Below are 18,553 nucleotides of genomic sequence, written 5' to 3'. Positions count from 1 at the left end.
ACGGATCGGCTCGCCCCACGACCGGAGTGCCGCGTGCTCGAATCCGTCACCTCAACAGCCCTGTCCAGCGCCCTCGACGCGTTGTCGATCCGACAGCGCGCGATCGCCGAGAACATCTCGAACGTCAACACGCCCGGCTATCACGCCAAACGCGTGTCGTTCGAGAAGGAGCTCACGACCGCCGTCGAACGGGGGTCCGGGAGCGTCGAAGCGGTCGTCCAGCGCTCGCTCGAGCCCACGCGGCTCAACGGCAACAACGTCAACCTCGACACCGAGACGATGTCGAACATCGACACGGTGCTGCGCTATCAGTTCGCCGCCCAGGCCCTCAGCGGGCAGGCCTCCTCCATCACCAAGGCGATCGGGCAGGCCTCCGCATGAGTTTCGACGCGATCGGCATCGCGGGAACCGGGTTGTCGGCTCACCGCAAGTGGTTGGACGCCATCAGCGACAACATCGCCAACGTCAACACCGCCACCCCCGCCGGCCAGGACATGTTCCGCGAGAAGTACGTCACGGTGGCCGAGGGGGCCGAGACCCCCGGCGTCTACGTCACGGGTGTGCGCGAGTCGACGGCGGAGGGACGTCTGGTCTACGAGCCGGAGCACCCGTACGCCGACGAGAACGGCTACGTGCAGTACCCCAACGTCGACCTCGGCGATCAGATGAGCATGCTGATCCTCGCTCAGCGCGGCTACCAGGCCAACGCCGCCGTCATCGACCGCGCCAAGACGAGCTACGAAGCGGCCCTGCAGATCGGACGAAGCTGATGAGCATCCCCATCGACCCCGTCGCGGCCGCGGGCGTGACGCCCCTGAATCCCCTGAGCTTCGAGCAGACCACCGCGGCACCCCGGATCGGGGGTGCCGCGAGCGGACAGTCGTTCGCCGGTTCGCTCGCAGCCGCCGTCGAGAACCTGCAGCAGCTGCAGTCGACCTCGAACGGCCTCGCCGTGCAGGCCGTCACCGGAGACCTCGACGACATCCACAAGGCCACGCTCGCCTCGACGCGCGCCGGGGTCACGCTCGACCTGATGGTCGCCGTGCGCGATCGCGGTGTCGCCGCATTCAACGACGTCATGCGGATGCAGGCCTAGCCGTGCCCCGCGTGCTCGCGTCTTCGCTCGAGCGGTTCAAACGGATCGTCGCCGGCTTCAGCGTCGCCCAGCGAACGATCGCCGTGATCGGCGCCGCCCTCGTCGTGATGGGCATCATCGCGCTCGGCAGCTGGCTGGCGAAACCGCAGATGAGCCCGCTGTTCACGGGTCTGAGCCCGAGCGACGCCTCAGCCGTCGTGGAGCAGCTCAAGTCGGCGGGGGTGGGCTATGAGCTCACCGAGGGTGGAGCGACGGTCCTCGTGCCCGATGCGCAGGTCTACCCGCAGCGTCTGGCTGCCGCGGCAGCGGGCCTGCCCACCAACGACACCGGGGGGTACACGCTCCTCGACAAGATGGGCGTGACCGCGAGCGAATTCCAGCAGTCGGTGACATACAAACGCGCCATCGAGGGCGAGCTGGCGGCGACCATCGGGGCGATGTCGGGGGTCACCGCGGCATCCGTGCAGTTGGCCATCCCCGAGCAGAGCGTCTTCGTGGCCGATAAGCAGCACCCCACGGCATCCGTCTTCGTCAAGACCCAGGGCGGTGCGAGCCTCAGCGACGATCAGATCGCCGCGATCGTGCATCTGACGAGCGCCTCGATCCCCGGGATGACCCCCGAAGACGTCGCGGTGACCGACCAATCGGGGCGGGTGCTCGCGGCGGTGGGGCAGGGGCTCACCGGTTCCGCGAGCACGCAAGCCTCGGAGCACGAGGCGAAGGTCGCCGGGGCGGTGACGAAGATGCTCGAGACCATCGTCGGCCCGGGCAACTCCACCGTCAGCGTCAGTGCCGACGTGGCCACCTCGACCTCCGAACGCATGGACGAGACGTACACCGCCCCCGAGGGCGGCGTGATGACCAACGAGCAGACCCGCACCCAGACCTCCAGCGGCGGTCAGGCGGGGGGAACGGGCGTGCTGGGACCCGACAACATCGCCGTGCCGAACACCGGGGGAGCGGGGTCGTTCGAATCGGAGGAGTCGACGCGCAACAACGCCGTCAACAAAACGACCGAGAAGACGACGACCCCGGCCGGCGACGTCACCCGGCAGACCGTCAGCATCGCCCTCGACCGCGGGTCGGTGCAGGGGGTCACGGCCGAACAGGTGCAGGCGCTGGTCACCAACGCGGCGGGCATCGACACGGCCCGCGGCGACACGGTCACGGTCGAGTTCGTCGACTTCAGCCAGAGCGCGGCTGCCACGGCCGCCGCGGCGCTCGAGGCGGCCGAGGCCGAGAAGGCCGCCCAGGCGCAGTCCGAGCTCGCGCGCGCGGCCATCATCGGCGGTTCGATCGTGCTCGCGGCCCTCATCCTCGTGATCGCTCTGCTGGTCCGTCGGCGCATGAAGCGACGCACGCTCTACACCGAGGACGGACCGATCGAGTACTTCGCGACGATGACCGAGACCGAGGAGCAGAAGCTCAAGACCCTCAAGGGGCTGGCCGAGCCCATCGCGTTGCCCGCGGTGCCGCCGACCAAGGTCATTCCCACCCTGCTCGATATCGAGGAGGAGCCGGAGTCGCCGCAGGTTCTCGTCGAGCAACGTCGGCGCGAGGTGGAGCAGCTCGCCAAGAGCGACCCGCAGAACGCGGCGAAGGCTCTCGCCCACCTCATGGACGAGGCGATGGCATGAGCCTGGTGAACACCTCGACGACGGATGCCGAGCACGCCCCCGCCACCGCTGTGACCGAGGTGCTCGCCGCGCCGGCGGTCACGATGTCGGGTCTGCGCAAGGCCGCGATCGTCATGCTCAACATGGACCGCGAGACCAGCGCCGAGGTGCTGCGTCATCTCGGCGAGGAACGCGCCGAGCTCCTGGCCGGAGAACTCGCTCAGCTCGGCAGCATCGACACCGCCGCCACCGCGGCAGCGCTCGCCGACTTCCGTCGTATCGCCTCGGGCCGTTCGCTCCTGAGCCGCGGCGGAGAGCAGTTCGCGACCGGACTGCTCGAGACGGCGTTCGGGCGTGAGAAGGCCGTGGGCATGGTGGGGCGTGTGATGTCGCAGGGCGTGGTCTCGTTCGACTTCCTCAACGCGGCGGACCCGACCCAGCTGGCCACGATCCTCGACGGCGAGATGCCGACCACCGTCGCCGTCGTGCTCGCGAACCTCCGCGCGGACCGCGCCGCCGCGGTCCTCGCCGCGCTTCAGGATCCGCTGCGCACCGACGTCGCGCAGGCGATCGCCGAGCTCGGGGTCGCCTCGCAGGAGGCGATCACCGTGGTCGCGGAGTCGCTGCGCGCGCGGACGGGGGTGTTCGGCACGCGTGAGGCGCACGAGGCCATCGGTGGTGTGCAGCCGCTGGTCGACATCATCAACCGGTCCGACACCGCCCTCGAGAAAGCGCTGTTGGCCGGTTTGGACGACCGCGACCGGGTGCTCGCCGAAGAGGTCCGCAGCCGGATGCTGACCTTCGCCGACATCTCGCGGCTCGAGGACCGCGACGCCCAGCGCGTGCTGCGGGGGATCGACCTGCGCGTGCTCGCCCTCGCGCTCAAGGGCGCCGACGAGCAGATCGGCGACGTGATCCGCCGCAACATGACCGAGCGCAACCGAGAGAACCTCGACGAGGAGACGCGGGCGCTCGGACCCGTGCGCATGCGGCAGGTCGACGAGGCTCGTGCCGAGGTCGTGCGTGTCATCCGCGAGCTCGAAGCCGCCGAGGAGATCACGCTCGCACGCGAGGACGACGACGAACTGATCGAGTGATCGCGATGCCGACCGCCCTCCCGGATGCGGTCGGTTACGGCGGGCAGCGCCCGTCGCGATAGTCGGGGAAGAGCACGGATCGCTCGTCGACTTGGCCACGGATCGGCTTCGCCACAACCGCAGGGTGACCACCGTGTCCGATTCCGTCTTCACTCCGCTGGTTCTGCCGCGCGTGGGCGAGGCGCAACCGGACGTTCGGGCTGTCGCCGACAGAGCGCGGGCGCGGGGATACGCCGACGGGTTCGCCGAGGGGCGCCGCGACGCCCGGGTCGAGCTCGAGAGCGAGCGTCTCGCGGCCGAGCGGCGCGTCGCCGCCCGCGACGCCGCAGCCGACGCGGCCCATCGAGCGGCCCTCTCGGCTCTCGGCGAAGCGAGGGCCCGGCTCGACGCCGAGATCGCCGCTCTCGTGGCATCCGACGTGCGACGTCTCGAGGAGCTCGCGATCGAGATGACCGCCGAGATCTTGCGGACGGAGATGTCGGATGCCGCCCGCTCGGCCGCTCACGCGATGCGGCGGGCCGCCGCTCAGACGCCCCGCGCGGCATGGGTGCGGGTGCACCTGAACGAACGCGACCTGCGCACGCTCCACGATGCGGCCGCCGCGGAACTCGCGGAGGGCGTGGAGGTCGTGGCGGACGCCGACGTGGATCCCGGCGGCGCGATCGTCCGGATCGCGCACGGCAGCGTGGACACGCGGATCGGTGCGGCCCTCGAGCGGGCGCGCGCGGAACTCGCTCTGGACGACGACGGCGAGGCCGGCTCGTGAGCGTCGCCACCCGTCGCTGGGAGCGCGCACTGAGGGCGACCGGTCCGCGCCGCTCGGGGGTCGTGAAGGCCGTGGTGGGTCTCGGCGTGGAGGCTCTCGGCATCCCCGCCGCCGTCGGCGACCGCGTGCGCATCGAAGCCGCCGGCGCCGTCGAGATCGAGGCCGAGGTCGTCGCGGTCGACGGTGAAGCCGTGCGCTGCATGCCGATGGGCCCGATGACCGGTGTGCGCGTCGGCGCGGCGGTGCACCACTCCGCTGCGGCGCTGACGGTGCCGACCGGTCGCGGCCTGCTGGGGCGCGTTCTCGATGGTCTCGGTCGCCCGATCGATGGTCTCGGCCCGCTCACCGGCGCCCCCGTCGTCGCCCTGGACAACACCGCGCCCAGCGTCATCGGACGCCAGCGGATCGACCGCCAACTGGGGCTGGGGGTGCGCGCGCTCGACACGATGACCCCCGTCGGCGTGGGCCAGCGGCTCGGACTGTTCGCGGGCTCGGGGGTCGGCAAGTCGTCGCTGATGTCGATGATCGCGCGCGGCTCGACCGCCGACGTCACCGTGATCGCGCTGGTGGGCGAGCGCGGTCGCGAGGTACGGGAGTTCCTCGAGGACGACCTCGGTCCCGAGGGCCTCGCGCGTGCGGTGGTCGTGGTGGCCACCTCGGACCAACCGGCGATGGCGCGCCTGCGGTCGGCGTTCGTCGCGACGCGCATCGCCGAGCAGTTCCGCGACGACGGCCTCGACGTGGTGCTGATGATGGACTCGCTCACGCGTGTGGCGATGGCCCAGCGCGAGATCGGGCTGTCTGCGGGAGAACCGCCCGCGACCCGCGGCTACCCGCCCTCCACCTTCTCGGTGCTGGCGGGTCTGCTCGAGCGCGCGGGCACCGGGCCCACCGGGTCGATCACGGGGTTGTACACCGTGCTCGTCGACGGCGACGATCACAACGAGCCGGTCGCCGACGCCGCGCGCGGGATCCTCGACGGGCACGTGGTGCTCGACCGCGGTCTCGCCGTGCGCGGCCACTTCCCGGCGATCGACGTTCTCGGGTCGGTCTCGCGCGTCGTGTCGAAGGTGACCACGCCCGACCAACGCGAGACGGCGGTGACCCTGCGCCGCGTGCTCGCCGCGCGTCGGCAGGCGAACGACCTCATCGACATCGGCGCGTACAAGGCGGGGGCGAACCCGCTCGTGGATGCCGCCCTCGCCCATCAGGGCGCCATCGACGGGTTCCTCACCCAGCGCATGGACGATCTGACCCCGACCGACGACTCCTGGCGGCGGTTGACCGCCCTGACGACCACCTTCGGAGGACTCTCATGACGTTCCCCCTCTCCGGACTGCTGCGTGTGCGCGGCGTGCAGGAGCGCGCCGCGGCCGAGTCGCTGTCACACGCTCGCGCCGAGGCCGTCGCCGCCGAAACGGCGGTCGAGCACGCGGTATCGAGCCTGAGCGACATCGCCACCGAGATCCACGACCCCGCGACGCTGCGGGCGATGGCCGCGGCCCGATCCTCGGGGCAGGCGGCGCTGGCCGACCTGCGTGCTCTCGCGCAGTTGCGACAGGATGCCGCGGAGGCCGCGTCTGCCGCCCACGTCGAGGCCCGCCGCGAGCTCAAGGGACTCGAGCGGCTCGAGAGCGCCCATCGCGCGAGCGAGCTCGCGCAGGAACGGCGCGCCGAACAGAGCGTGCTCGACGAGATCGCCGTGGGACGTGCGGCGCGCGACGCGGGGAGCGCCGCGTGAGCATGCTGCTGGCGACCGCGGGATCGATGCCCGCCTCGCCCCGGGGTGCGCGCTCGACGGGCGAAGGAGCGGCGACCACGGCCACGCGCACGATCTTCGCGGACGCACTGGCCCACGCCGCGGTGAGCCGGGATGATGCGGCCGGTCCGGTTCTCCCGGCCGAGCCGGTGACCGCCGCGGCAGACACCCTCGACGCCTCCGCGGACGGCTCCGATGATCGTCCTGCCGAACCGGCGCCGTCGTCGGGGTCGGAGGCCACGGCGTTCGGGGCCGAAGCCGTGACCGGTATGGCGATACCCGCCTCCATGGCGGTCCGGACGGACGTCGTTCCGGCGGTCGGGAGCTCCGCGTCGCACACCGCCGCGACGGAGCCGATCGCGGCAGCCGTTGCGGGGGAGCCGTTCGCGCAGACCCCTCCTGCGGCAGCCGGAGCGCCGGAGACCCGACCCCTCGTCGGAGTGCCCCTCGCCGGGATCGCCACCGGCGCGAGACCCGCCAGCGACGGTCGCGAAGACGCGGCGCCCGTCGCGCTCGCCGCGGGGAACGGCGCCGAGAGATCGTCCGATCCGACGACGTGTGCAGCGGTCACGGCCGACACCCGCGCGAACGCCGCCCTGCCGACATCGGCGCGGCCCGGTGCCGCCGTCGCTTCCCCCCGCGAGACCGCGACGGCGGTACCGCCGTCGACCGCGAGCGTCCTCGAGGCACCTCCCGGGCTCGAGGCTCCGCGGGCCGCGTCGGCATCCACCGCCCCGCCGGTCCGCGCCCTTCCCCCGGCCGAAGCCGCGGGACCGGCGGGCATGCCCGAGGCGGCGCCCCCCGGCGGGGTCGTCGTCACCGGGCTCGCCCTCGCCGCCGCGCCGGAGGACGCACCGGCTCGACACGAGGCGGCGCCGTCGGTGGCGGCGACCGCCGGGCCGAGCGGCGTCGCGGCAACCCCGCCCCTCTCGACATCCGCTCCCCTCGCACCCGCCCCGGCCGAGACCGCCGCGCCGAGCTCGGCCCAGCGGTCGATCGCCGCTCAGGTCGCACCCGCGATCGTGCACATCGCGCAGCGCCCGGCGGGCACCCACCGGATCACGCTGACCATCACCCCCGAAGCGACGGGACCGGTGACCGTGCGCGCCCACATCGGGCCCGGGGGCGAGGTGCGCATCGACCTTGCGGGTGCGACCGAGGCGGGCCGCGACGCCCTGCGCGCCATGGTCGCCGACCTCCGCCGCGACCTGGCCGCCGTCAACCCCCACGCTCATCTCAGCGTGGGGTCCGCCCTCTCCGCCGACGCCGGAACCGGCGACCGCGGCGCCCCCTCCGAGAACGGGTCCGACCCGTCCGACCCCGGGCGCGGCTCCCGCCCCGACGACACCGCCCCGTCGGCATCCACCCGCCCTGCCGCCCGTCTCCTGCCCGCGCTCTCGCACGTCGTCCCCGGCGGCGGGCTCGACATTCTCGTCTGAGAGGACCGCCATGCCCGTCACCGCCGTCACCGGCTCACCCGCCCCGATCCCCGCAAACGCGACCACCGCGACGACGACCGCCGCCCCGGCGAAGAAGGGGCTCGACAGCGAGGTGTTCATGAAGCTGCTCGTCACCCAGCTGACGAACCAGGACCCGTCCACCCCGATGGACACCAACCAGATGATCTCGCAGACCACGCAGCTGGCGATGATGGAGCAGCTGACGGCGATGAGCCGCACCTCCACCGAGGCTTTCGCCCTCGACATGCGCCAGGCCGCCTCGACGCTCATCGGCCAGCAGGCCGGCTACCTCGACGCGAAGGGCGCCGCCGTCACCGGGATCGTGACGAAGGTGAGCTTCGACGGCCCCATCCCGCGGGTCACGATCGGCGACGCGACCGTCGCGCTCGATGAGATCACCTCCCTCGCCACCGCCCGGACCGGCACGTCCGCCTGACCACCCACACGAAAGAGACCTCCATGCTCCGTTCCCTCTCGTCCGGCATCTCCGGACTCCGTGCGCACCAGACCATGCTCGACACCACGGGCAACAACATCGCCAACGTCAACACCGCGGGCTTCAAGGGGGCCTCGGTGCTCTTCCAGGACACGCTGTCCCAGGCGGTCGGCGGGGCCGCGATCCCGGGCGCCGACGCCGGAGGTCGCAACCCCGCTCAGGTCGGACTCGGCGTGCAGGTCGCCGGAATCCGCACGAACTTCAGCCAGGGCGCCGCGCAGACCACCGGCCGCGGCGGCGACCTGATGATCCAGGGCGACGGGTTCTTCGCGGTGCGCTCGGGCGGAGAGACCCTCTACACGCGCGCCGGTGGCTTCGGCTTCGACGGCGCCGGCAACATGGTCACCGCCGACGGCGCGTTCGTGCAGGGATGGACCGCCCAGAACGGCGTCGTGGCCACCGGCCAGGCCGCGGGCACCATCTCTCTGCCGCAGGGGGCGGTCTCGCCGGCGCGGGCGACGACGGCGGCGACCGTCACGGGCAACCTGCCCTCGTCCGCGGCCGTCGGCGACCAGCTCGTGCGCGATATCGACGTCCACGACGCCCAGGGTGCCGCCAGGACCCTCAGCCTCACCTTCACCCGGACCGCGACGGGCTGGGACGTCACCGAACCCGCGAGCGGTGCGACCGGCACCCTGTCGTTCACCGACGGGCGCCAGACCGCAGGACTCACTCTGAACGCCGGCGGCGTCGCCGTCGACCTCACCGCGGTCACCGGCTTCGCCGACATGAGCACGGTCGCGATCACCTCGCAGGACGGTGCCGCGGCCGGCACCCTGCAGTCGTACTCGATCACGGGGGACGGCTCGATCGTCGGCACCTTCTCGAACGGCCGCACCGAGACCCTGGCGAAGGTCGCGATGGTGACCTTCGCCAATGCCGAAGGACTCGAGAAGGTCGGCGGGACGGCGTATCGCGCGACCGTCAACAGCGGCGGTGCGCAGATCGGCGAGGCCGGGCAAGCCGGCTTCGGCAAGCTCGTCTCGGGCTCGCTCGAGATGAGCAACGTCGATCTCTCGCAGGAGTTCACCAACCTCATCGTCGCCCAGCGCGGGTTCCAGGCGAGCGCACGCATCATCACCACGAGCGACGAGGTGCTGCAGGAGCTCACCAACCTCAAGCGCTGACCCTCCGCCCCTCGACGGCGCGGCCCACCCGAGTTACCCCCGGTGGGCCGCGTCGCGATAGTCGGGGCCGTCCCCTCACCCCTCGACCGGAGATCTCCCGATGATCACGCTCACCCGTCTCGACCACACGCGATTCGCGGTGAACCCCGATCTGATCGAGCGGGTGCACGAGTCGCCCGACACCACGCTGCACATGGTCGACGGTCGCGTCTACAACGTCGAAGAGAGCCTCGACGAACTCATCGACCGCATCGTCGCTTACCGCGCGCGCGTGCTCGCCGCGGCATCCGCCCTCTCGGTCTCGTCGGAGCGCTGACATGGACATCGCTTTCGTCGTCGGTGTCGTCGTCGCCTTCGGCGCCCTGTACGCCATGATCACGATGGAGGGCGCTCACCTGAGCGCGCTCCTGCTGCCGGCCCCGATGATCCTCGTTCTCGGCTCGACCATCGGCGTCGGCATCGCCAGCCATACGTTGCGCGACGCGATCGCGGCTTTCGGCTCGCTGGGGCGGATGGCGCGTGGACCGCGCTCCACCCCGGCCGCCGTGATCCCGATCCTCGTCGCCTACGCCGAGAAGGCGCGGACCGAGGGGCTGCTGCGTCTCGAGGACGAGCTCGACTCCGCCCCCGACGACTACACCCGCCGCGCCGTGCAGGCGGTGGCCGACGGCGTCGACGCCGAGGAGCTGCGCACGCTGATGGACGACGAGATCGTCACCGAGGCGGCGCGCAACCGCGTGGCCGCGCGCTTCTTGTCCGCCCTCGGCGGGTACGCGCCCACGATCGGCATCGTCGGAACGGTCGTCTCTCTCACGCACGTGCTCGAGAACCTCAACAAGCCCGACGAGCTCGGACACATGATCGCCGCCGCCTTCGTCGCGACCCTCTGGGGTCTGTTGTCGGCCAACTTCATCTGGAACCCCATCGCGGGGCGGCTGAACCGCATGGCCGCCGTCGAGCAGGAGCGCATGACGCTCGTGAGCGAGGGGATCCTGGCCATCCAGGCCGGGAGCGCGCCGCGCCTGGTCGAGGAGCGTCTGCTGGCGCTGACCACCTACAAGCCGAAGAAGAAGAAGGAGCCCCGACCCGACAAGGTCACCGCGACGGGGGATGCCGAGTGAGCAGCAGTCGACGCGCGCGCGGCCGCGGCCACGACGAGGGCGAGCACGACGAGCCCGACGAGCGCTGGGCCGTGTCGTACTCCGACATGGTGACGGTGCTGATGTGCCTGTTCATCGTGCTGTACGCGGTGTCGATCGTCGACGACACCAAGTACGAGCAGCTCAAGAACGGTCTCGCCGAGGCGTTCGGCCAATCCCAGACGCCGGGCGGCGGCGACTTCACCGAGGGTCTCGTGATCCCGCCCGAGCTGCTGGTCGAGGAGGGCGTCGAAGACGTCGCGGCGCGTGCTGCTCGCGAACGCGACGACCTCGAGCAGATGAAGCAGCAGATCACGTCGGCGCTGGCCGCTCAGGGACTGGCGGGGACGGTCGACTTCGTCATCGACGAGCGCGGACTGAAAGTGGGCCTCGTCGGCGCCGAGACGTTCTTCACCGACAACCGCACCGACCTGTCGGCCAAGGCGGATGCCGTCCTCGACGCGATCGGCGACGTGCTGGCCGCCGCGGGGAACCCCCTCAGCATCGAGGGTCACGCCGACCATCGCGCGGCGGTCGCGCCCTACGAGAGCAACTGGGAGCTCAGCAGCGGACGCGCCACCAAGGTCGCGCGTTATCTCGTCGAGCACGAGGGCATCGCCGGTTCCCGGGTGCAGGCGGTCGGCTACTCCGATCAGCGTCCGCTCGTCGAGGGCGACACCGCGGAAGATCTGGCGGCGAACCGCCGCGTCGACATCGTCGTGCAATCCACCGAGGAGGAGCAGGTGCGTGCCCTCATCCCCGGACTCGTCCAGACAGCTCCGCGGGGGTGACCCTCGTGACGACCAGCCCCCAGGAGACCGCCATGTCGACGACCGCCGTTCGAAACGACCCGTTGCGCCGCTATCCCGCCTATGACTTCGGTCGCCCCGCTCAGCTGGGGCGAGAGCACCGGCGTCGGCTCGAGGCGGCCTTCGAGGCGTTCGCGCGCCAGTGGGCCTCGCAGTTGACCGGCAAGGTCCGCATGCGCACCCATCTCACGCTCGAGGGGGTGGAGTCGATGTCGTACCAGGAGTACGCCGACACCCTCCCGACGACGACCGCGATGGTCACCGGTGCGACCGCAGGGCGCGACGAGCCCGGGGTCGTGCAGTTCGATCTGGGCGTGGCGCTGGCGTGGGTCGTGCAGATGCTCGGCGGGAGGAGCAACGCGCCGATCGAGCCGCGCTCCCTCACCCCCATCGAGTCGGCGTTGATCCGTCAGCTCATGGACCGCACCTTCGAGCTGCTGACGACGAGCCTGGGCATGCTGCTCTCGAATCCGCTCGCGTACGCCGGCCTGCACGACAACCCGCAGTACCTGCAGGTCATCTCGCCTGGCGAGGCCGTCATCGTCGCGCGGTTCGACATGCGGATGGGGGAGTCGCACTCGACCGCGACCGTCATGCTGCCCACCGTCGTCGTCGACCGACTCGCCGAGAGCGAACGCGACGCCGCCTCGGCCCACCGGGCGGGTGCGACAGTCGACCAGGTCCTCGGCGCCCCACTGGAGGTGTCGCTGCGCGTCGCGCCGCGGGTCATCGGGGCCGGCGAGGTCCTGAACCTCGCCCCGGGCGACCTGCTGCGTTTCTCGCACCCCGAGACCAAGCCCTTCGAGCTCGTCGTCGGCGACACCCCGATCGCGCGCGCCGTTCCCGGTTCCCAGGGGTCGCGGCTCGCGTGCACGATCACCACCATCCTCGAGGAGACCACCCGATGAGCACCTTCCACGCCGCCGCCATGGCCGCCGCGATCGCGGCGAAGCTCCCCTTCGGCTTCCCCGTGCTGCCCACGCCCTCCACCGACCCGGGGGCGACCGGCACCGCGGTCGTCGTCGCGTTCAGCGGTGCCCCGGGCGCGAGCATCGCGATCCAGGTCGCCGACACCGCGGCCCTCGACGACGGCTCGAGCGACCGACAGCTGTCGGACCGTCTGCACCCCGCTTTCGAAGCGGCCGTGGCCGTCCTCGGAGCCGGCACGCTCGGCGAGGGGGAGGAGACGGATGCCGCGAGCGTCTTCTCCGACGCCGGCGTCCAGGTGTTCGATCTCGTGCGTGAAGACGGCAGCACCGTCGCGCGCGCGGCCATCCGCATCGACGATGCCCGCGCGGTGGCATCCACGGCGGGCCCCGTCCGGCTCAGCCGGATCGCCGGGGTCGAGATGGAACTGGTGGTCGAGATCGGACGCACCCGACTCCCCGTGCGAGACGTGCTGAGCCTCGAGCCGGGTCACGTCGTCGAGTTGGACCGCGCGGCGGGGTCCCCCGCCGACATCACCCTCAACGGGCGCCTCATCGGTCACGGTACGGTCGTCGTCGCCGACGGTGACTTCGCGGTGCGCGTCGAGCGCATCATCGACCAGGCCGGGACCGACTGAACGTGGACGAGCTGCTCCTCGCGGCACGCACCGTCGTCTCGCTCGCCGCGGTGGTGGGGCTCCTGCTCTTCTTGGCCAAGCGCGTGCAGAAGGGACAGGCGGCGGGCGACGGGCCGTTCTCGGCGCTCGTGCCCCGGCGACTCGGCCGGCTGCGCAACCTCCCGGGTCTGTCCTCCCGGCTGAACACGGCGTCCCCCTCCCGTCCGCGCGCGGAGAAGATCACGGTCGTCGCCCGCACCGGTCTCGGCGGCCGCGCCCAGCTCGTCGTGGCGGAGTTCGGGGGTATCCGGTACGTGCTGGGCGTGAGCGAGAAGGGCGTCGACGTGGTCGACACGCAGGAGGTCTCGATCGAGCACGACGCTCACGCAGAGAACATCGTGACGCTGACGGATGCCGGCAGCCCTCGGGACGGCGAGAGCTCCGGGGTTCACGCGGCCTGAGCGGTTACCGCGCGCGGGCCACGTCGCGATAGTCGGTCGCGAGCACGGATCGCTCGACCCCTGGCTACGGATCGGCCTCGTCACCCACGCACGGAGTGCCGTCTTGCCCGTCCCCTCGTCGCGCCCCGCGCCCCGCCGACCTCGGCGTTCCCGCGGGCATCGGGGTGCCGGCATCCTGGGTCTGCTCGCTCTCGTGGCGGTGCTGTTCGTCAGTGAGGTCGTCACGACAGGCGCGGCCGCGGCGACCACGGGGGAGCCGGGCGGCGTCAGCATCAACGGCATCAACGCGACGCCCTCCGACAGCGTCACGACGCTTCTGGGGATCACCGTGCTCAGCGTGGCGCCGGCCCTGCTGCTGATGATGACGAGCTTCACCAAGATCTTCGTGGTGCTCGCGCTGACGCGGAACGCGCTCTCGCTCCCGTCGATCCCGCCGAACCAGGTGCTGGCGGGGCTCAGCCTCTTCTTGACGCTGTTCATCATGTGGCCGGTGCTGACCGAGATCAACCAGCTCGCCGTCGCGCCGTTCACCGCGGGGCAGCTCGACTTCGGGCAGGCCTTCGACGCCGCGCAGGCTCCGCTGCGCACGTGGATGCTGCACTTCACGCGCGAAGAGGACATCGCGTTGATGCACCGCGCCGCGCAGATGGCGAACCCGGACAGCCCCGAGGTCATCCCCCTGTACACGCTCATCCCGGCGTTCATGCTGAGCGAACTGCGTGCCGCGTTCGTGATCGGGTTCATCGTGTTCATCCCGTTCCTCGTGATCGATCTCGTCGTCTCGAGCGCGCTGATGTCGATGGGCATGATGATGCTGCCGCCGGTCATGATCTCGCTGCCCTTCAAGATCCTGCTGTTCCTGCTCGTCGACGGGTGGGGGCTGGTGGTCACCTCGCTGGTGCAGTCGTATCGAGGTGGCACGTGAACCCCGAGGCGGTCATCGACATCGGTGCGAGCGCCCTCATGCTCGCGGCCAAGCTCAGCGCTCCGCTGCTCATCACCGCCCTCGTGGTCGGATTCGCCATCTCGCTCCTGCAGTCGATCACGCAGGTGCAGGAGATGACGATGTCGTTCGTACCGAAGCTGCTGGCGGTCGGGATCGCGCTCATGGTCTGCGGGAATTGGATGATCGCCGAGACCGTCGCTTTCACGCACGAGCTCTTCGGGCGCCTCCCCTCGCTCCTGAACGGCGGCGGATGAACATCCCCATCGACTTCACGTGGCTCGAGGCGACGGCTCTCGCGATCGTGCGCATCACGGCGTTCCTCGTGATCGCGCCGCCTTTCAGCCACGGCTCGATCCCCGCTCGAGTGCGCGCGATGCTCGGGGTGGGGCTCGGGCTGGCGGTGTCGCCCGTCGTCGTTCCGGGCTATCAGCGCCTGGACACCGGGAGCTTCCTGTTCGCGGCCGCGGGGCAGGTGCTCGTCGGGGCGCTGCTCGGTTTCCTGGTCCTGGTGCTCTTCAGTGCGGTCCAGGGCGCGGGATTCCTCGTCGACACCTTCGGCGGGTTCCAGCTCGCCCAGGCCTACGACCCGGGCATGAACGTCAACGGCGCGCAGTTCACCCGTCTGTTCCAGATGACGGCCATCCTGTTGCTGTTCACGTCGGATGCGTACCAGCTCGTGCTCGGCGGCCTGTTCCGCTCTTTCGATGCGGTCTCCGTCGCGGGCATGATCGATCTGTCGCGGCCCGCCGAGGTGCTGACCTCCGCGGTGGGGCAGATGCTGCTCAGCGCCGTGCAGATCGCGGGTCCGCTTCTGATCGTGCTGTTCCTCGCCGACGTCGGACTCGGTCTCGTGTCGCGCGTGGCCCCCGCCCTCAACGCCTTCGCCCTGGGCTTCCCCATCAAGATCGCGCTGACCTTCCTGCTGGTGGGCTTCGTGTTCGCAGCCTTGCCCTCGGTGGTGTCCGCCATCGCCGACGAGGCCGCCCGGCTCGTGATCGGGGTGGGCGAATGAGCGGGACGGATGCCGGGGAGCGCACCGAGAAGGCGACTCCGGAGCGACTGAAGAAGGCGATCGCGAAGGGACGCATCGGTCGCAGTCAGGACTTCACCGCGTGGGTGGGGATCGGTGCAGCCGCCGTGATGATGCCCGCGACGTTGTCCTCGGCCTCTGCGGTGCTGACGGAGCAGACCCTGCGCGTGGGAGCGGTCGCGCAACACCCGACGGTGGATGCCGCCGTCGAATCGCTGGGCGCGGCGATCGCCTCGGTCGGTCAGGTGCTCCTGCCGCTCCTGGTCGTCGTGCTCGCGGCGACCACCCTCACGGCGATCGCCCAGGGCGGCATCCATCTGCGGGGCATCCCCGCGCGCGTGGAGCAATTCGACCTGATCGCGGGCCTCGCTCGCACCGTCGGCGTCGCGGCCCTCTGGGAGGGGATCAAGGCGCTGCTGAAGACCGCGGCGATCGGCGCCGCGCTGTGGAGCGTGGTCGCCGGTCTCGTGCCGATCCTCATGGGCAGCGGTCGCCACCGGATCGCGTGGCTGCTCGAGGTGGCGGGCCAGGCGGTGGCGACGCTGCTCCAGGTGGCGGTGGTCGTGGGCCTGCTCCTGGCGGCGATCGACGTCTTCGTCGTGATCTCGCGCAACCGCAAGCACACTCGCATGACCAAGCAGGAGGCGCGCGACGAGCACAAGAAGAGCGAGGGCGACCCGCTCATCCGCTCGCAGCGTCGAGCGCGTCAGCTCGCGGTGAGCCGCAACCGCATGATCGCCGCGGTGGCCGACAGCGACGTGGTGCTCGTGAACCCGACGCATATCGCTGTCGCTCTGCGCTACGTGCCGGGGACGTCGGCTCCCCGAGTCGTCGCCAAGGGCGGCGGCGTCATCGCGCAGAAGATCCGCGAGCGCGCACAGGAAGCCGGAGTGCCTCTCGTGCGCGACGTCCCGCTCGCGCGGGCTCTGCACGCGAGCGTGGAGGTCGGCCGCGAGATCCCGGAAGAGCTCTACACGGCGGTGGCGCAGGTCCTCGCCTTCATCCAGCACCTGAAGAACAGGGGCTCGCGTACGGGGACGTTCCAGATGCCCCCGGCAGCCCTGACCGGACGCGGCCTGTAGCCGCCCCAGAACCATGACACGAAGGAAGCGCACCGCATGATCGGTCAGTTGCTGTCGAAGGGCGCCGTCCCGGTCGGCGTGGTGGGAATCATCCTGCTGCTCATCGTCCCCATCCCGGTGGGACTGCTCGATCTGCTCATCGTGACCAATATCGCCTTCGCCCTGCTGATCCTGCTGACCGCGATGTTCGTGAAGAAGCCGCTCGATTTCTCGGTCTTCCCGAGCCTGCTGCTGGTGGCGACGCTGTTCCGTCTCGGCCTCAACGTCGCCTCGACGCGTCTGGTCCTGAGCGAGGCGCACGCGGGGCAGGTGATCCAGGCGTTCGGGCAGATCACGATCAGCGGGTCGCTGGTGATCGGCTTCGTCATCTTCCTGATCCTCGCCGTCATCCAATTCGTCGTCGTCACCAAGGGCGCCGAGCGCGTCGCCGAGGTGGGCGCCCGCTTCACCCTGGATGCCATGCCGGGCAAGCAGATGGCCATCGACGCCGACCTCAACGCCGGGCTCATTACCGATGAGCAGGCCCGTGCGCGCCGCGCCGAGGTGGCCGCCGAAGCCGATTTCTACGGGGCGATGGACGGTGCGAGCAAGTTCGTCAAGGGTGACGCGATCGCCGGGATCGTCATCCTCGTCATCAACTTCGTGGGTGGCATCATCATCGGCATGACCATGCACGGCATGGCCATCGACAAGGCCCTCGAGACCTACAGCCTTCTCACGATCGGCGACGGGTTGGTCACTCAGATCCCCGCCCTGCTGATGGCGGTGTCCACGGGCATGATCGTCACGCGCGAGAACGCCGAGGCCGAGCTCGGTCGTGCGGCCGGTCGCCAGCTCCTGCAGTCGCGCACCGCCCTGTTGATCACGGCGATGGCGGCCATCGCGATGGGTCTGATCCCCGGCATGCCGTTCCTGGCCTTCCTGGCGATCGGTGCGGCTTTGCTGTTCGCCGCTTCACGGGTCAAGGCGAACACCGACCGCGCGGCCGCCGACGTGGCCGACGCCGAGGCGCGCGAACGGGCGGAGGCGGCTGCGACGGAGGGCCCCGACGACCTCATGGACACCATGCGCGTGCACGCCCTGGAGATCTCCCTCGCCCCGGACATCGTCGACCTCGCGGCGGGCGGCGCCGGCGACCTGCTCTCCCGGGTGAAGTCGCTGCGGCGGAAGGTGGCCCTCGAGCTCGGAACGCTCATGCCGCCCGTGCGCACGCGTGACAACGTGGGGCTTCCCGCCGAGACCTACGCGATTCTGGTCGCCGGCATCGAGGTGGGCCGCGGCGTCGTTCCTCGCGGACACGTCCTCGCCATCGGCGCGGGGCTGCAGCACCTCCCGGGCACCGCCGTCGTCGATCCGGTGTTCGGTCTGGACGGCAAGTGGGTGCCGACCGAGATGTCGCACGCCGCCGACATGGCGGGAGCCACCGTCATCGACCGGGCCAGCGTCATCATCACGCACCTGTCCGATATCGTCCACGCGCACGCGCACCGCCTGCTCTCACTCGAAGACGTCCGTCAGCTCACCGACCACCTGAAGCAGACCCAGCCGAGCGTCGTGGAGGAGCTGACGCCCGCGCTGCTCCCGCTCGCGCTCGTCCAACGCGTCCTCGCCAGCCTGCTCGCCGAGCGCGTTCCGATCAACGACCTCGGCCGCATCTACGAGTCGCTCGCTCTGCGCGCCAAGTCGACGACAGAGGTGCCCGCGCTCGTCGAGGCCGCTCGCGCGGCTCTCGGACCGGCGATCCCCACGCGCTTCGCCCAGGACGGGCGCCTGCGCGTGGTGATGTTCGACACGCTCCTCGAGCAGCAGATGCTCGAGGGGCTGCGGCACGTGGAGGGTCGTGCGCAGATCGTGTTGAACGCCGACCAGACGATGCAGCTGATGGAGGGTGTCCGCCGCGTGATCGCCGACATCGACCCCGTGGGTGGCGAACCGGTGCTCGTGTGCGCGCCGTCACTGCGTCAGGGGGTGCGGGCGCTTCTGGCCGGGCAGGTGGCGGGCATGCCGATCCTGTCGTACGACGAAGCAGCCGCGGGCGGGTTCGCGACCGACGTGGTCGGCGTCGTCCGTCCGGTGCAGGCCGCCCTCCCGTCGTCCTAGGCGGAGCGAGAACACTCGTAACCGAG

22 protein-coding genes are annotated in these 18,553 nt (G+C 70.9%); all 22 read left to right on the top strand.

Features of this window, described 5'->3' with window-relative positions:
- The first annotated feature begins 33 nt into the window (after positions 1–33).
- The 22 genes from DEU35_RS02135 (at position 34) to DEU35_RS02030 (ending at position 18,527) form a co-directional block, all read left to right on the top strand.
- Positions 34–381 carry a flagellar basal body protein gene (locus DEU35_RS02135; RefSeq protein ID WP_103210095.1) on the top strand — a complete coding sequence of 116 codons (348 nt, stop codon included), beginning with the start codon at positions 34–36 and terminating at the stop codon, positions 379–381.
- The gene (gene flgC, locus DEU35_RS02130; protein WP_103210097.1) at positions 378–770 is read left to right on the top strand and encodes a flagellar basal body rod protein FlgC; all 393 of its coding nucleotides are present in this window, start codon (positions 378–380) and stop codon (positions 768–770) included. Before DEU35_RS02135 ends, flgC begins: the two co-directional genes overlap by 4 nt.
- A complete protein-coding gene (gene fliE, locus DEU35_RS02125) occupies positions 770–1,096 on the top strand; it encodes a flagellar hook-basal body complex protein FliE (RefSeq protein WP_103210099.1) in 327 nt (108 codons plus the stop codon). The genes flgC and fliE overlap by 1 nt, the downstream gene beginning before the upstream one ends.
- A gap of 2 nt (positions 1,097–1,098) precedes the next feature.
- On the top strand, positions 1,099–2,733 hold the full coding sequence (gene fliF, locus DEU35_RS02120; protein WP_103210101.1) for a flagellar basal-body MS-ring/collar protein FliF: 1,635 nt from the start codon (positions 1,099–1,101) through the stop codon (positions 2,731–2,733).
- Positions 2,730–3,809 carry a flagellar motor switch protein FliG gene (gene fliG, locus DEU35_RS02115; protein WP_258873305.1) on the top strand — a complete coding sequence of 360 codons (1,080 nt, stop codon included), beginning with the start codon at positions 2,730–2,732 and terminating at the stop codon, positions 3,807–3,809. The genes fliF and fliG overlap by 4 nt, the downstream gene beginning before the upstream one ends.
- A gap of 133 nt (positions 3,810–3,942) precedes the next feature.
- Positions 3,943–4,575 carry a FliH/SctL family protein gene (locus DEU35_RS02110; RefSeq protein ID WP_181904544.1) on the top strand — a complete coding sequence of 211 codons (633 nt, stop codon included), beginning with the start codon at positions 3,943–3,945 and terminating at the stop codon, positions 4,573–4,575.
- Positions 4,572–5,894, top strand: coding sequence for a FliI/YscN family ATPase (locus DEU35_RS02105; RefSeq protein WP_103210106.1), 1,323 nt, complete (start codon positions 4,572–4,574; stop codon positions 5,892–5,894). The genes DEU35_RS02110 and DEU35_RS02105 overlap by 4 nt, the downstream gene beginning before the upstream one ends.
- Positions 5,891–6,316 (top strand): flagellar FliJ family protein, encoded by a 426-nt coding sequence (locus DEU35_RS02100; RefSeq protein ID WP_103210108.1) that lies wholly within the window; start codon positions 5,891–5,893, stop codon positions 6,314–6,316. Before DEU35_RS02105 ends, DEU35_RS02100 begins: the two co-directional genes overlap by 4 nt.
- A complete protein-coding gene (locus DEU35_RS02095; protein WP_146035574.1) occupies positions 6,313–7,773 on the top strand; it encodes a hypothetical protein in 1,461 nt (486 codons plus the stop codon). The genes DEU35_RS02100 and DEU35_RS02095 overlap by 4 nt, the downstream gene beginning before the upstream one ends.
- A gap of 10 nt (positions 7,774–7,783) precedes the next feature.
- Complete coding sequence (locus DEU35_RS02090) at positions 7,784–8,230, top strand: flagellar hook capping FlgD N-terminal domain-containing protein (RefSeq protein WP_103210112.1); 447 nt, start codon at positions 7,784–7,786, stop codon at positions 8,228–8,230.
- A 23-nt stretch (positions 8,231–8,253) separates the two neighbouring features.
- On the top strand, positions 8,254–9,417 hold the full coding sequence (locus DEU35_RS02085) for a flagellar hook protein FlgE (protein WP_103210114.1): 1,164 nt from the start codon (positions 8,254–8,256) through the stop codon (positions 9,415–9,417).
- Between the two features lie 100 nt (positions 9,418–9,517).
- Positions 9,518–9,733 (top strand): flagellar FlbD family protein, encoded by a 216-nt coding sequence (locus tag DEU35_RS02080; RefSeq protein ID WP_103210116.1) that lies wholly within the window; start codon positions 9,518–9,520, stop codon positions 9,731–9,733.
- A gap of 1 nt (position 9,734) precedes the next feature.
- The gene (locus DEU35_RS02075; RefSeq protein ID WP_116238470.1) at positions 9,735–10,538 is read left to right on the top strand and encodes a motility protein A; all 804 of its coding nucleotides are present in this window, start codon (positions 9,735–9,737) and stop codon (positions 10,536–10,538) included.
- Entirely contained in the window at positions 10,535–11,347 is an 813-nt protein-coding gene (locus DEU35_RS02070; protein ID WP_116238469.1) for a flagellar motor protein MotB, read from the top strand. The genes DEU35_RS02075 and DEU35_RS02070 overlap by 4 nt, the downstream gene beginning before the upstream one ends.
- A gap of 32 nt (positions 11,348–11,379) precedes the next feature.
- Positions 11,380–12,273: a flagellar motor switch protein FliM gene (locus DEU35_RS02065; protein WP_103210122.1), complete on the top strand. Its 894-nt coding sequence runs from the start codon at positions 11,380–11,382 to the stop codon at positions 12,271–12,273.
- A complete protein-coding gene (locus tag DEU35_RS02060) occupies positions 12,270–12,929 on the top strand; it encodes a FliM/FliN family flagellar motor switch protein (protein ID WP_116238468.1) in 660 nt (219 codons plus the stop codon). The genes DEU35_RS02065 and DEU35_RS02060 overlap by 4 nt, the downstream gene beginning before the upstream one ends.
- Before the next feature lie 2 nt (positions 12,930–12,931).
- Entirely contained in the window at positions 12,932–13,369 is a 438-nt protein-coding gene (locus tag DEU35_RS02055; RefSeq protein WP_181904541.1) for a flagellar biosynthetic protein FliO, read from the top strand.
- Between the two features lie 172 nt (positions 13,370–13,541).
- Positions 13,542–14,294 (top strand): flagellar type III secretion system pore protein FliP, encoded by a 753-nt coding sequence (gene fliP, locus DEU35_RS02050; RefSeq protein ID WP_396652084.1) that lies wholly within the window; start codon positions 13,542–13,544, stop codon positions 14,292–14,294.
- The gene (gene fliQ / locus DEU35_RS02045) at positions 14,291–14,569 is read left to right on the top strand and encodes a flagellar biosynthesis protein FliQ (protein WP_103210130.1); all 279 of its coding nucleotides are present in this window, start codon (positions 14,291–14,293) and stop codon (positions 14,567–14,569) included. The genes fliP and fliQ overlap by 4 nt, the downstream gene beginning before the upstream one ends.
- Complete coding sequence (locus tag DEU35_RS02040; RefSeq protein WP_103210132.1) at positions 14,566–15,327, top strand: flagellar biosynthetic protein FliR; 762 nt, start codon at positions 14,566–14,568, stop codon at positions 15,325–15,327. Before fliQ ends, DEU35_RS02040 begins: the two co-directional genes overlap by 4 nt.
- The gene (locus DEU35_RS02035; RefSeq protein WP_116238465.1) at positions 15,324–16,427 is read left to right on the top strand and encodes a flagellar biosynthesis protein FlhB; all 1,104 of its coding nucleotides are present in this window, start codon (positions 15,324–15,326) and stop codon (positions 16,425–16,427) included. Before DEU35_RS02040 ends, DEU35_RS02035 begins: the two co-directional genes overlap by 4 nt.
- Positions 16,428–16,463: 36 nt before the next feature.
- Positions 16,464–18,527, top strand: coding sequence for a flagellar biosynthesis protein FlhA (locus tag DEU35_RS02030; RefSeq protein ID WP_103210135.1), 2,064 nt, complete (start codon positions 16,464–16,466; stop codon positions 18,525–18,527).
- Positions 18,528–18,553: the final 26 nt, after the last annotated feature.

The sequence above is a fragment of the Microbacterium sp. AG157 genome, from assembly GCF_003385695.1.
Taxonomy (GTDB): domain Bacteria; phylum Actinomycetota; class Actinomycetes; order Actinomycetales; family Microbacteriaceae; genus Microbacterium; species Microbacterium testaceum.
This window is presented reverse-complemented; position numbering and strand designations above follow the sequence as displayed.